The sequence below is a fragment of the Sorangium sp. So ce131 genome (assembly GCF_051519095.1).
In the GTDB taxonomy this organism is placed as follows: domain Bacteria; phylum Myxococcota_A; class Polyangia; order Polyangiales; family Polyangiaceae; genus Sorangium.
The window spans coordinates 1,574,990-1,588,205 of sequence record NZ_CP150455.1; the positions used below are offsets into that span (position 1 = coordinate 1,574,990).

Genomic DNA, 13,216 nt, shown 5'->3' on the forward strand with positions numbered 1-13,216 from the left:
CGCACAGCGGCGCACCCCCGCACAGCGCGCGCCCCCCGCACAGCGGCGCGCCGAGCGCGCTCCCGCGCGGGGAAGCGCCGAGCGCCCGCGCCCTCAGTAGCCCTTGGCCTTGGTGTACAGGGTGAGCGCGAGCACCAGGCCGACGTCGACCCCGACGAGCCGGAGCACGTCGCGCTTCTCGAGCCGGACCGAGAAATTGGGGTCGACGCCCCGGATGGCGGAGTACAGCGCCCCGGCGAGGCCGAAGTAGATCCAGAGCACGTAGTGGTAGGTGAACGAGAGGAAGAAGATCCCGACCATCATCCCGCAGAACCCGGAGAGGATCGCCATCGACCAGGCCCGGATCATCGCGAACTGGGCGCCATGCTCGTACCGCTTGAGCGCGGTCAGCGAGATCTTGAGGGTGAGGTAGATCAGCGCCGTCCACGTGAACATGCCGAGCGGGCCGAGCTCCGCGAGCGAGAGCAGGTACGCGTTGTGCGCCGTGAGCCAGTGGTGCTCGGTGAACTGGCGGAAGCCCGCGCCCATCAGCGGGAACATGCGCCAGATGAGGAGGCCCTCGGCCAGGATCTCGGTGCGCTCGTTCGCCGACTCCTCCGCCTCTCCGCCCTCGCGGCCGCCGAGCAGCATGAGCGGGGCCGCGAAGATCGCGCCGAAGATCGCGCCGCGGATGCCGTACTTCTTGACGAAGTAGACGCCGAGCACCGTCGCGAAGACGAGCTGGCCGCCGCGCGACTGCGTGAGGATGATCGCGGTCGCGATCACGATGAGCGACGTGAGGACGAGCAGCGCGCGCGTGAACGATCGCTTCTGCTCGAAGAGCGCGAAGCTGAACGGCAGCACGATGCCCGACGTGAGCGCGAGCTCGTTGGGATCCTGGAGCACGCCGCGCCACCGCACGCGGCCGTTGATCGTCGTCGTCTTGAACAGGCCGACGCGCTCGCACAGGTACTCGGCGTCGGGATCGGCGCCCGCGCTCTCGCGGCAGTCCACGCGCCTCTCGCACGATCGGCCGTCGGGGATGCCCGCCTCGCCGCGCGAGCCCGCGATGGTCTCGGTCATCGCGAGGCACTGGAACGGCGAGAACCCCTGGTGCACGGCGACGCCCGCCACGAAGAGCCCCATGATGAGCACCGTGGTGGCGAGCTTCCGGAAGCCGGCGAAGCTGTCGACGCTGTGCCCGATCAGGAAGAAGAGCACGAACGTCACGCTGATCGAGACGAACCCCTCGGAGAACTCGGCGGGGTTCCTGACGCCGAGCGTGAACACGCACCAGAGGTAGACGACGATCGCCCACCGCAGCTGCGGGGTCGCCTTGAGCTTGACCTTGCCCATGGCGAGGTCGAGGCCCATGCCCATGAAGGCGAGGCCGAGCCAGAGGTACAGGAACGGCAGGGCCTCGAAGCGCTCATCCCACTCCTGAGGCCTGCCGTAGATGAAGATGATGAGAAGGATGACCCCGGGGAGCGCGAGCATGGCGAGGACCCTCGGCGGAGGCGCGGTTCGGGTGGAGGAGGACGTTCCGGAGGATGGCCGCCCGCGTCAAGCAGCTTGCGCGCTCGAGCGGCCCGCCCCGGGCCAGGCTCGCGCCGCTACGTGCTGAGCCCCGCGCGGCGCACGGCCTGGTTCAGGAACGGCACGAACTCGTCCGCGGCCTTCTCGTTCCCCTCGCGCGACGGGTGGTTGTCGGTGTTGCCCTCCGAGCCGTGCAGGGAGAAGTTGGACTCGCCCCGGTTCGTGAGCACGTCGTAGTAGTCGAAGACGACGACGTTCTTCTCGGGATAACCGCGGAGCCAGCCGTCCGGCGACTTGACCCAGTTGTTGAACACGCGCGCGAGGTCGGCCTGGCGCTGCCCGATCTCGGCCTCGGAGGGCTTGCCGAGGACGCGCTTCGCGGCCCATTTCCAGGCGGGATCCTTCGAGCGCTTCTGGACGTTGCCCGGGGCGGTGACGTAGACGAACAGCGTGTCCTTGCGCTTCGCGAGCTCGGGGAGCAGCGACGCCAGCGTCGCCTTCGCGTTCCAGACCGTGAGCTCCGGGCCGGCCGGGTGGCCGGGGGCGGTGCCCTCGCCGACGAAGCGGTTGTTGGGGTAGCAGGACTTGAAGAGGACGATGCGGTTCACGGCGCCGTCCGGGAGCGCCTGGTCGTTCAGCGAGACCCGGAGCACCTTGTCCATCTTGTCGCGGAACTTGGGCGCCCAGTCGAAGAGGTCGGTGTTCTCGCCGATCTCGCTCCCGTAGGAGGCCTCGTGGACGCGGTAGCCCTGCTCCGTGAGCTTCCTCCGGAGCCCGCCGCCGTTCGGGTGCGCCTCGTAGACGCACGACGCCTTCTCCTTCTCGGGGCCGGGATCCGTGAGCAGCTGGCCCCCGGTCGAGTGGTGGATGAACAGGAGGTCCAGCGGGGCGTCGGGCCGGGCGCTCGAGTAGGCCGACAGATCGAGCGCGCTCGCCTTGACGATGGGGCCGGTCGCGGCGGGCGCCTTGCCCTCGATGGGGATGAAGAGGGCGCCCAGCGCGACGAGGAAAGCGCCGGCAGAGACGAGGTGCTTCTTGCTCATGAGGCCTCCACGAGAGGACGCAGACGGACGAGAGGACGCAGACAGCGACGCTGGATTATCTCAGCGGGGCGCGCCGAGGACAAGCCGGCCGGCGCGGGGCGACGGCGTGGTGTCGGCGCTCTGCGCCGCGGCGTGATCCCGGCGCGCGGCGCCGCGGCGTGATCCCGCGCCACGGCTTCATCCCGGCGCAACGGCGCGAGCCCGGCGCTCAGAAGGAGAGGACGCCGCCCTCGTCGGCCTTGGCGGCGGAGCCGGGGCGGATCGTGATCTCCTCGGCGCCGCCTCCGCCCGCGGCCTTCTTGATCACGTCGTACGAGGCGCCGGGCGCGAGCCCCGTGACGAGGTGCCGCTTCACGCCGGGAGGCGCCGTGTACTGCACCTCGGCGACGGCGCCGACGTTGACCGGGAACAGGACCAGCGTCCCCCGCACCGCCGCGCCCGCGAACGGCGTCCCGCGCTTCGTGATCACGGCCTCCGCCGGATCCGCCGCGCCGCCGCGGGGCGCGCCCTGGAGGACGTGGAGGAAACGCGCGTCCTTCGGCATCGTGGACGGCTCGACCCGCAGGATGCCGCGCATCGGCTCGGACGCGGCCGGCTTGGTCTCCCAGGTGCCCCCCGCCTTGTACTCCTCGGCCGTGATCGCGGCGTTCTCCGGCTGGAGCGTGGTCACGAAGAGCCTCTGCTCCTTCGGCGTCGTGACGGTCGCGACCTTCCCCGCGACCTGCGCGACCGTCGGCGTCTGCAGGAAGAAGCGCTTGAAGCGGCCCTGCTTGCCCGTCGCGGCGCGATCGTAGACCACGAGGTGGTCCGGCTTGAGCCACACGATCGAGCGGCTGACGTGCGTCACGTCGACGATGTTCTCGTACCTGGAGTTGTAGAGCGCGGTCGCGTCGCCGAGGACGTAGGTGTAGTCCTGCGCGAGGCTCCTCGCGAGCACCCGGGGATCTTCCGTGTGCACGAGCGGCCACTGGGATCCGCTCTTCCAGAGCCAGGCCCGGTCGGGATCCTCGTGGTGCTGGACCTTGTCGTTCTCGACGGTGAGGGTGTTGTGCTGCTCGGAGCCCGAGAAGAAGGAGCCGTACCCGACGCGCTCCTTCGTGAGCCACTCGCCGCCCCGGTAGAAGCCGAAGCTGAGGCCGTCGCCGTGCTGGTGATCGATGTGCTCCCAGCCGAGCCGGAAGTGGAACCACGACGCGTCGGGCCCCCAGCCCGTGCGCGCGGAGACCTCACCGAGGCCGGCGCCGTGGTGCGAGAGCGGGACCTTGGGGCGCGGGTCGGTCGGGGTGACCGCCGGGTCGAGCAGCAGGAAGTACAGGATGGGGTGGCGCCGGTGATCCTCGCCCGCCGAGCGGGCGCGCCGCGCGAGCGCCGCGGGGCCGCCGGGGCCCAGGTGGATCGCCATCCAGCGGAGCGCGTTCAGGCGCTCGGCGTTGCCGCTGTTCTCGGCGTGCAGGCCGAGCGCGGCGAACGCGTCGATGTGATCGGTGAGCTCGTAGCTCTGGCCGTCGCCGGACCACGCGGCCTCGTGGGTCGGACCGAGCCGGCCCGCCGCCGTGCCGGGGCTCAGGCTGTGCAGGTGGGCCGGGATCATCTCGTGCCAGAAGGGGTTGCCGTCGAGGTGCACCTGCGGGCCCCACTTCGCCGGGTCGGCCTCGCCGGCCGTCTGGATGGCGAGCAGCGTCTGGCTCACGTAGGCCAGCGTGTAGCGGCCGTACTGGAAGCCCTCCGGCGCCGACCCGCCGCGCGCATCGTTCCTGAGGACCTGGTCGCTCATGTAGAGCCACGCCCCGGTCACGCTCGTGAAGTAGTCCCGGAGCCGCGGGTACGCGCCGTCGTGCTTCGGATCCGGCGGATCGTCGGCCTCGTCGAACGCGAGCGACATGAGCGTGAGGTTGCGCATGTGCGACGTGAAGTAGTTGTTCACGGCGTACCGGCGCTTCTTCGGCTCCTTCAGCAGCACCGGATCGTTCAGCTTCCCCGCCGGCTCGGGGTGGTCGTGGCTCGTCGTGGACGACTTCAGCTGCTCCTCGGCCCAGCGGAGGAACATCGTCCGGATGGCCGCCTTGTCCGCGGCCGAGAGGTAGCCGTAGATCCAGTCGACCGCGAGGCCGAACGACTCGCCGGCCCAGCGGGCGCGGTCGCCCGTCGAGAAGCGGCCCTTGAAGACGCCGTCGGGGTCGCCCTTGGCCACGCGGTCGGCGATGTGGAGCAGGATCTTCCGCGCGCGCGCGGCGTACTGGTCGCGGGCCGCCTGCTCGCCGGAGAGGAGCGACATGAAGGCGAACAGCTCGGCCTGCGACTCGCAGAAGACGCGGGCCGCCGTGCAGTCGCCCTCGGAGGGGACCTGGCCCTTGTCCATCGCCGCCGCGGCCTCCACCGCGAGGGCCTCGAGCTCCCTGAAGAGGGGGTTCGCGCGCGTGGCGCGCGCCCTGAGCTTCGGCAGGTCGGCCTCGCGCACCCAGAGCCTCGGGTGCCCCTTGGCGGGAGAGGCCGGCGGCGCCGGCGGCGCCGCGAACGAGGGCGCCTCCGGCGGCGCGGCGGCGAGGGCGGCGGCGGCCTCCTGCGTCTGCGCGCCGCCCTGCACGGCGGGGGTCGGCGGCCCGGGGGTCTGCCGCCGGTCACAGCCGGCGAGGCCGCCCGCGGAGGCCGCGACCGCGGCGGCGAGCGCGAGCGACGCGACCGCCGCGCCGGGCCGCCGGCGCCTCATTTGCCGTGTTCCCGGAGATAGGCGAACGTGCGCTGGAGGCCCTCCTCCGTGGAGACCAGCTGCTTCCAGCCGAGCGCCTTCAGCTTCGTGTTGTCGAAGCGGTTGCCCTTCCACGTGGTCGCCGTCTTGTAGGGCGTGAAGATGGCCGGCAGCTGCCCCTTCGAGTGGGCGTGGTACCGCGCGACGAGCTTCGATATCCCGGAGAGGGCGACGTAGGGGACCCGGACCGAGCGGAGCGGCCTCACCTCGCGCTTGTAGCGGGCGAGGTAGGCGTCGCACGTGGGCAGGTCGTCGTCGTGGACGTTGTAGACCTGCCCCTTCGCGACGTCGCTGCGGCCGGCGACGGCGATCGCCTCGGCGCAGTTGTCGACGTACGTGAGCGGGAGCAGGTTGCTCCCGCCGAGGTGCAGGAAGACGCCGAACAGGTTCATCCCGACGCGGCCGGAGAAGGCGTTGCCGCCCGGGCCGTAGATGACGCCGGGGCGGATCACGGTCAGCGGGAAGCCGTAGCGCGCCTGGTACTCCCAGAAGAGCTTCTCCTGCCGGAGCTTCGCCTGCGAGTAGAGGTCCCGCTGCTCGGGGCGCGACTCGAGCGGCGTGTTCTCGTCGACGATGTACCCGCGCGGGAGGTCGGCCACGCCGTAGACGCCGAAGGAGCTGATCAGGATGACCCGGGGGGACCGGCCCGTGTGGACCAGCGCCTCGAGCAGGTTCTTCGAGGCGACCACGGTGTTCAGGAACATGTCCGCGGGCGCGCCGCCCATGGCCGCGGCGACGTGGTAGACGACGTCGACGCCCTCGACCGCGCGCTCCGCCGCCTCCTTCGAGCCGAGGGAGCCCACCGTGACCTCGAGCGCGGCGCCCCGCTTCCGCTCGATCTCCTCGAGCCGGGCGCGGTTGCTCGCGGGGCGGACGAGGCAGCGGATGTCGGTCTCGCCGTGGGCGAGCAGCCGGTCGACGAGCGCCGAGCCGAGGAAGCCGTTCGAGCCGGTGACTAGGACTTTCATGTGCGCGCCTTCTCCTGCGGGACCTGCCGGAAGATCTCATCCATCATCCACGCGACCCGGATCATGTCCCGGTACGAGATGGGCAGCTCCGCGCCGCGGGTGATGCTGTCGTAAAAGAGCCCGATCAGCCGGTTCATCCCCGAGAAGAAGTGGAAGTCGCTGCGGGCGAACTTCACCACGTTCTTGCCCCCCTCGCGCAGGTACGAGAGGGCCTGATCGAACGCGGGCACGACGCGCCCGATCGCGCTCGGCAGCTTCGGCGACGCGTCGAGCGTGACGGTGCGGCTCGTGAAGTCGACGTGGAGGGTGTTCTTCGTGCCGTAGACGCGGAGGAAGTGGCCCGGCGGCCGCGCGTGCGACGAGAACGTCCCATAGGCGCTGACGCGCGCGCCCTGCACCATGACGCGGAGCTCGTCCAGCATGTCGTCGCGGCTGTCGCCGAAGCGCTTCTCCCGGAGCGCGTAGGCGGTCGCGGTGACCTTCGGCTGCTCGTCGTCGACGAACTCGACCACCTTGTTCAGCAGGTGATCGATGTTGTTGTGGAACAGCTTGCCGGGGAGGCGATGGACCCAGTGCGCGCCGTCGCCGAGCAGCGCCGCCCCGAACGGGCCGGAGAGGTTGTAGCCGAAGCAGCTCTCGACGTGGACGGGGTCGCCGAGCAGGCCCTCGGTGATGAGCTCGCGCATCTCGACGGCCGGCGGGTCGAAGAGGTACTCCCAGCCGACGGTCATCTTCTTCCCGGCGGCGGTGCAGAGCTCGATGAGCTGCCGCACGTCCGCGAGGTTCAGCGCGATCGGCTTCTCCACGTAGACGTGGGCGCCCGCCTCGATCGCGCGCCGCGCGAGGAAGAGGTGCGACTGCGGAGGGGTGGTGATGTGCACGACGTCGGGCTTCTCGACGTCGAGCATCCGGTCGAACGAGTCGTAGTGGCTCGGGACGCCGTAGCGCACCGCGATCTGCTCGGCCATCAGGAGCTCGAGGTCGCACACGGCGACGACCCGAGCCCGCTCCGGCATCTTCTGGATCTCTTCGATGTGGCCGTCGGCGATCTTGCCGCAGCCGACGATCGCGATTTTGAGGGTCATGGGGCGGCGGAGCGTACCGCAACGAGGCGGCCGAGAGCTAGGCTCTACGACCGCGCGCGGCGTCTACCACCGCGCGCGGTGTAGACGCCGCGGCGCGGGGTGGACGAGTCTGGTGACGATCGCGGCGGCGTCGGGTAGGCTGCGCGGCGCATCACATCAAGAAGGGTGGTGAGCGGTGCGCGTGCTTCATGTTCTTCATACGTCGCTGCCGGTGATGGCGGGGTACACGATCCGCAGCGACTACATCATCCGGCACCAGGCAGAGCACGGGCTGCAGCCGGCGGTGGTGACGTCGGCGCAGCAGGGGTCGGGCGAGGTGCTGCGCGAGGAGATCCGCGGCATCAGCTACTTTCGGACGCGCGAGCCGCCCGGCAAGAAGCTGCCGGTCGTCCGGGAGCTCTCGCTCATGCGGGCGCTGGAGTCGCGCGTCGAGGACGCGATCCGGGAGTTCAAGCCCGACCTCGTGCACGCGCACTCGCCGATGCTGATCGGGCTGCCGGCGCTCGCCGCCGCGCGCCGCTTCCGGCTCCCGCTCGTCTACGAGGTGCGCGACCTCTGGGAGAACGCCTCCGTGGACCGCGGCAAGTTCGCCGAGGACTCGGTGCCGTACAAGATCGCGGCCGGCCTCGAGACCATCGTGTACAAGTACGCCGACGCGACGGTCACGATCTGCGAGAGCCTGAAGAACGCGGTCGCGCCGCGGGTGCGCAGCGCGGACGCGCTCTACGTCGTGGGCAACGGCGTCGACTCGGACAAGTTCGCGCCGCGCGAGCCGCCGCCGGGCGCGTGGGAGCGCTTCGGCGTCGCCGGCAAGCGGATCATCGGGTATGTCGGCACGTTCCAGCCGTACGAGGGGCTCCAGACGCTCATCGCGGCGATCGGCGACATCGCCAAGGAGATCCCGGACGCGCACGTCGTGATCACGGGGGCCGGCGGCCAGGAGATGGAGCTCAAGGCGTTCGCCCGGGAAAGAGGGGTGGAGTCCAAGGTGACGTTCACCGGGCGGGTGCCGCACGACGAGGTGTTCAACATCTACGCGATGGCGAGCCTGCTCGTTTATCCGCGCATCCGGACCCGGACGACCGCCCTCACGACACCGCTCAAGCCCCTGGAGGCGATGTCGATGGCCCGCCCCGTGATGGTGAGCGACGTCCCGGCGATGGGAGAGCTCGTGCGTTATGGCGAGACGGGGTTCGTCTTCAAGGCGGGCGACAGCGCCGACCTCACGCGGCGGTGCGTCGAGGCCCTGAAGGACCAGGAGCGCCTCGATCAGGTGGGCAAGAACGCGCGGGAATGGATCCTCAAGGAGCGGCAATGGCCCACGCTGCTCTCGCAGTACCCGACGATCTACGAGAAGGCGATCGCCGCGCGGCGCGGGCACGGCAAATAGCGGCGCAGGACGTCGAGCCCCCCCCGGGGGGGGCGCGACCTCCCGGCGGCCCCCCGGCGCCTGCCCAGGCGACGCTCCCGCCGAGGGCGCGGCGCGGCGTATTTCCAGGAAGCTGCGCGTCCGGTGCGCCTCGCGCCGCCAGAGCCCCGCGCCGAGCGCGCTCCCTCCCGCGCCGAGCGCGCTCCCTACCGCCGGATACCGGCGTCGCCGCGGCCAGCGCGGGGCGATCCGGAGGCTCGCCCGCCGCGATCCGGGGTATGATTTCGCCGCCCCGTCCCGCCCCTTCGGGAATCTGGCAGGAGGTCTCTCAACGTGTTCGAGATCAAAGTCGACCGGATCCACGCCATGGTGGATTTCGTTCTCGAGGGCCGTGTCCGCCTCGAAGAGATGGAGCACTTCGTCAGCGAGCTGAGGAAGGCGTGCGAGAGCCTCCAGGGCCGGGAAATCAAGATCAAGGCGGACGTCCGGGGCTTCCGGCCGATGGCGCCCGACGTGGCGGAGAAGATCCGCGCCGTCCAGGAGTTCGGGCTGGAGCTCGGGGTGATGCGCGTGGCGGAGATCATCGAGAGCGACATCGTCGCGCTGCAGCTCAACCGCGTCGCGCGCGAGAGCGGCACGGACAAGGTCCTCCGGCGGTTCTGGGACGAGGACGCCGCCCACGAGTGGCTCCTCCACGGCGACCCCGAATAGAGAGGCGGGCGCCCGCTTCGGATACGGGCCCATCTCGGCGTTTTCGGTGCTCAGCGCACGGGAGTGCGCTTCCGCGCCGAAAACGCCGATCTGGGCCCGTCTCCTGTGCGGGCGACCGCCTCTCTGGGCGGGCGTGGACCCGGGGGCGGGGGGAGGGGCCGCGTTATAGAGAGGGGCGGGGGTCGGAGGGGTGGGGGGGGCGGTACTGCTTTAGGATCTCGGCTACGGCGTCGAGGGGGAGGGCGGGGGCGTGGTGGGCGCTGTGGCCGGTCATGTCGACGCCGGCGCAGATGGCGTTGAGGATCGCCTCCTCTACGACGTCCACGGCGGCCTCGAAGAGGGGGTCGAGCTCGGTGTCCAGGACGACCTCGGCCATGTGACGGCCGGGGGCGATGGGGCGCGCGCTGAGGGAGCGGCTGGAGCGGGGCACAGCCGGATCGTCGGCGGCGAGGCGCGGGACGCGGTTCGCGGTGCTCCAGGCGAGGACGATCTCGCCGGAGTTGTTGGCCGCGTAGCCGCCGGTGCGGCCGATCGCGAGCGCGGCGCGGCGCGCGAGGCGGGAGAGCTGGCGATGGATCAGGGGGGCGTCCGTGGCCACGAGCACGATGATCGAGCCGGCCGGGCCCCGCCGCGGGATGTGCGCGAAGCGGTCGCTGATGAGGCGGCCCACCGGGACGCCGTCCACGCGCAGCAGATCGCGGTCGCCGAAGTTCGAGAGCACGAGCGCGCCCACGGAGACGTCGAGGCCGGCCATCGGGACGCGGCGGCTGGAGGTGCCGATCCCGCCCGCGAAGTGGAAGGTCTGCATGCCGGTGCCGGCGCCGACGCACCCCTCGTCCACGGCGCCCCCGCGGGCGGTCTCGAGCGCGGCGATGACGTCCGCCTGCATGACGTGGCGGCCCACGGCGTCGTTCAGGTAGCTGTCGTCACACTCGGCCACGACCGGGATCGCGACGTCGTACTCCTTTCCGATCTTCGGGTGCAGCTGGGAGAGCCACGCGACCGTGGCGTCGAGCACGCGGCCGACACACAACGTGCTGCAGAGCAGGATCGGGGTCTCGCAGAGGCCCCACTCGTTGATCTGCGTGAGGCCGGTGACCTCGCCGGCGCCGTTCAGCACGTAGCTCGCGGTGAACACCCGATCGAGGAAGACGTCGCCCTCGGCGGGGACGACCGCGGTCACGCCGGTGCGCACCGGGCCGATGCCGGGGACGAGCTCGCCCTCGCCTTCGACCTTGGTCACGTGACCCACGCGCACCCCGGCGACGTCCGTGATCGCGTTGTCGCGACCGGTCGGAAAGCGGCCGATCGCGATGCCGAGATCCCGCAGCCGGGGACGCACGACCCGCGGGGGAGGGGCGGTCATGGGCCGGTCGCCTCCGGGCCCGCGGCGGACAGGGGCGCGTGGGGCTCCACGAGCGGCGAGGGGCCGGCGCGCTCGGCGGACGGCGCGGCGGCCTCCGCGGGCGCAGGGGCCTCCGCGGGCGCAGGGGCCGCCGCGGACTGGAGCGGGGCGGAGGCCGGCGCCCCGGCCGGCGCGGGCGCCGCCGGGAGCGCGGCGGTCCGGGGCGGCGCGGCGCGCGCGTCGCGGTGGCGCTTGAGGCAGCCGGCCATGATCTCGCCGATCAGCGTGCGGTAATCCATGCCCGCCACCTTGGCGATCTGGCAGAGGTCGCTGAAGTCGGGCGTCAGGCCGGGGAGCGGGTTGATCTCGATCACGTACACCCTGCCGTCCTTGGTCATGCGCAGATCGACCCGGGCCACGTCGCGGCAGGCGAGCGCCGTGAACGTGTCGCGCACGACCTTCTCGATGCGGCGGAGCTCGGACGGCGTGAGCTGCGCGGGGCACTCGAAGCGCACCCGCGGCGTGTCCGACTGCTTCTCGTCGTAGCCGTAGACGGGGTAGGTGGGCGGGTCGACGAAGACGACCTCCATCGGCGGCAGGACCTTCGGCCGACGCTCACCGAGCAGGCCCACCGTGAACTCGCGGCCGGTGATGTACTCCTCGATGAGGGCCGGCTGGTGGTAACGCTCGACGAGCTGCCGCGCCGCCGCGCGCGCCGCGGCCTCGTCCTTGACCACGGACGCGGAGGTGATCCCCTTCGACGTCCCCTCGGCGTTCGGCTTGACGATCACCGGATAGCGGAACGGCTTCAGCTTCTCGCGCCCGGTCGTGACCACCTGCCACTCGGCCGTCTCGATGCCGGCGGCGCGCAGGATCTGCTTCGTGAGGCCCTTGTCGAGGGCGAGCGAGAGCGTGGTCGCGTCCGAGCCGCTGTAGGGGATGCCGAGCAGCTCGCAGAGCGCCGGCACCTGGGCCTCGCGGCCGCGGCCGCGCAGCCCCTCGGCGATGTTGAAGACGACGTCGACCCCGGCGGCGGCGAGCGCGCGCGGCAGGTCCGGGGTCGCCTCGAGCGGGACCACGGTGTGGCCGTAGCTCTCGATGGCGCTGGCGATCGCCTGGATGGTGCGCGGCGAGTCGAACTCGGCCTCGGAGTCGTACAGCGCGGCGGCGCCCGCCTTGCTCGCGGCGCCGCCGTCGGACACCGCCGTGTCGCTCCGCTTCATGTTGTAGGTGAAGCCGACGCGGAGCGCGCTCCGCTTCGCCCGCCGCGGCTCCTTGTTGTCGAGGAGCGGCAGGAGACCCCGCCGCTTGCAGGCGCTCCTCACGATGGCCCGGATGACGCCGTCGAAGTCGACGCCGCGCCGCGCCGCGGCCACGAACACGCTGGCGCCCGGCTGGAGCGTCGGCAGCCCGTCGACCTCGAGGAAGTGCACGTCGTAGCCCTGGCTGCGCGTGGACGACGGGGCGACCCGGAACTCGCAGCGGGCGTGGTCCTTGAGGTCGAGGGCGCGCACGATGCGCGCGGTGAGCGACCGGATGCGCTCGAGGGTCGCCCCGGGCAGCTGCGCGGGCCGGAGCGTCACGTGCTCGGGCTTCGCGTGCTTCAGGTTGAAGTCGTAGACGTTGTAGCTGCCCGACACCTGGGGATCGATCACGAACTCGACGGGCTCGAGCACGCCCTCGGGGATGTCCGCGCCCGCGGACCGCCCGGCGCCCGCGTCCTTGAGCCCGTCGACGAAGGAGCACGCGACGTCGACGCCGCCGATGTAGCGCTCGACGAGCAGCCCCGCCTCGAAGCGGGCGAGCTGCCGCTCGACGACCTCGGCGAGCTCGTGCGCGTCCTCGCAGACGCTCCACTCGCGGAAGATCCCCTTGGAGGAGCCCTCGAAGTTCGGCTTCACGATGACCGGGAAGCTCACGTCGTCGAGCGCGCCGCTCTCCAGGGTGGTCCGGTTGACGAGGCGGGCGCGCGGCGTGGTGACGCCGTAGCTCGCGAGCAGGCGCTTCGTGAGCGACTTGTCGAGCGCGATGTTGAGCGCGTAGGCGTCGGAGCCCGTGTACGGGATCCCGAGCTCGTCGAAGAGCGACGGGTAGAACGCCTCGCGCGTCTTGCCCTTGTGGCCCTCGGCGGTGTTGAAGATGAGGTCCGGCTGGAGCGCCTCGAGCCGCGCGAGGACCCGGGAGGCCGGCCCGCTGACCTCGATCCGCTCGACCTCGTGCCCGGCCCGCTCGAGCGCGCCGGCGATGGCGTCGATGGTCTCCGGGCTGTCGAACTCTGCTTCCTCGGCGGACCCCGTGAGCTTCAGGTTGTGCGTGAGCGCGATGCGCATGATCTCTCCTGGAATGTACGTGCCGCTCGTCGGGGGGCGCGGCGTGCCGCGCGCCCTGGCCGTGTCCCCCCGCGGCGCTCTGTCGGAGGCGCTCGCGTGTGCGG

General features: G+C 71.4%; 9 protein-coding genes. 2 read left to right on the forward strand and 7 right to left on the reverse strand.

Going from position 1 to position 13,216, the window contains the following annotated elements; translation table 11 throughout:
* Positions 1-93: 93 nt before the first annotated feature.
* The 5 genes from WMF43_RS05705 to WMF43_RS05725 form a co-directional block, all read right to left on the reverse strand.
* Positions 94-1,476 (reverse strand): O-antigen ligase family protein, encoded by a 1,383-nt coding sequence (locus WMF43_RS05705; RefSeq protein ID WP_437678035.1) that lies wholly within the window; start codon positions 1,474-1,476, stop codon positions 94-96.
* A 116-nt stretch (positions 1,477-1,592) separates the two neighbouring features.
* Entirely contained in the window at positions 1,593-2,558 is a 966-nt protein-coding gene (locus tag WMF43_RS05710; protein ID WP_437678037.1) for a hypothetical protein, read from the reverse strand.
* Positions 2,559-2,766: 208 nt separating this feature from the next.
* Positions 2,767-5,265 carry a hypothetical protein gene (locus WMF43_RS05715; protein ID WP_437678039.1) on the reverse strand — a complete coding sequence of 833 codons (2,499 nt, stop codon included), beginning with the start codon at positions 5,263-5,265 and terminating at the stop codon, positions 2,767-2,769.
* A complete protein-coding gene (locus WMF43_RS05720) occupies positions 5,262-6,272 on the reverse strand; it encodes an NAD-dependent epimerase/dehydratase family protein (RefSeq protein WP_437678041.1) in 1,011 nt (336 codons plus the stop codon). The genes WMF43_RS05715 and WMF43_RS05720 overlap by 4 nt, the downstream gene beginning before the upstream one ends.
* Positions 6,269-7,357, reverse strand: a complete 1,089-nt coding sequence (locus WMF43_RS05725) for a Gfo/Idh/MocA family protein (RefSeq protein WP_437678043.1) — start codon at positions 7,355-7,357, stop codon at positions 6,269-6,271. Before WMF43_RS05725 ends, WMF43_RS05720 begins: the two co-directional genes overlap by 4 nt.
* A 175-nt stretch (positions 7,358-7,532) precedes the next feature.
* On the opposite strand from WMF43_RS05725, the gene WMF43_RS05730 reads away from it, so the two are divergent.
* Positions 7,533-8,747 carry a glycosyltransferase gene (locus tag WMF43_RS05730; protein WP_437678044.1) on the forward strand — a complete coding sequence of 405 codons (1,215 nt, stop codon included), beginning with the start codon at positions 7,533-7,535 and terminating at the stop codon, positions 8,745-8,747.
* 312 nt (positions 8,748-9,059) lie between these two features.
* Positions 9,060-9,437 carry an STAS/SEC14 domain-containing protein gene (locus WMF43_RS05735; protein ID WP_199789585.1) on the forward strand — a complete coding sequence of 126 codons (378 nt, stop codon included), beginning with the start codon at positions 9,060-9,062 and terminating at the stop codon, positions 9,435-9,437.
* 163 nt (positions 9,438-9,600) lie between these two features.
* On the opposite strand, the gene WMF43_RS05740 is transcribed toward WMF43_RS05735, so the two are convergent.
* The gene (locus WMF43_RS05740) at positions 9,601-10,803 is read right to left on the reverse strand and encodes a P1 family peptidase (RefSeq protein WP_437678045.1); all 1,203 of its coding nucleotides are present in this window, start codon (positions 10,801-10,803) and stop codon (positions 9,601-9,603) included.
* Positions 10,800-13,112 carry a D-alanine--D-alanine ligase family protein gene (locus tag WMF43_RS05745; RefSeq protein WP_437678047.1) on the reverse strand — a complete coding sequence of 771 codons (2,313 nt, stop codon included), beginning with the start codon at positions 13,110-13,112 and terminating at the stop codon, positions 10,800-10,802. Before WMF43_RS05745 ends, WMF43_RS05740 begins: the two co-directional genes overlap by 4 nt.
* Positions 13,113-13,216 lie beyond the last annotated feature (104 nt).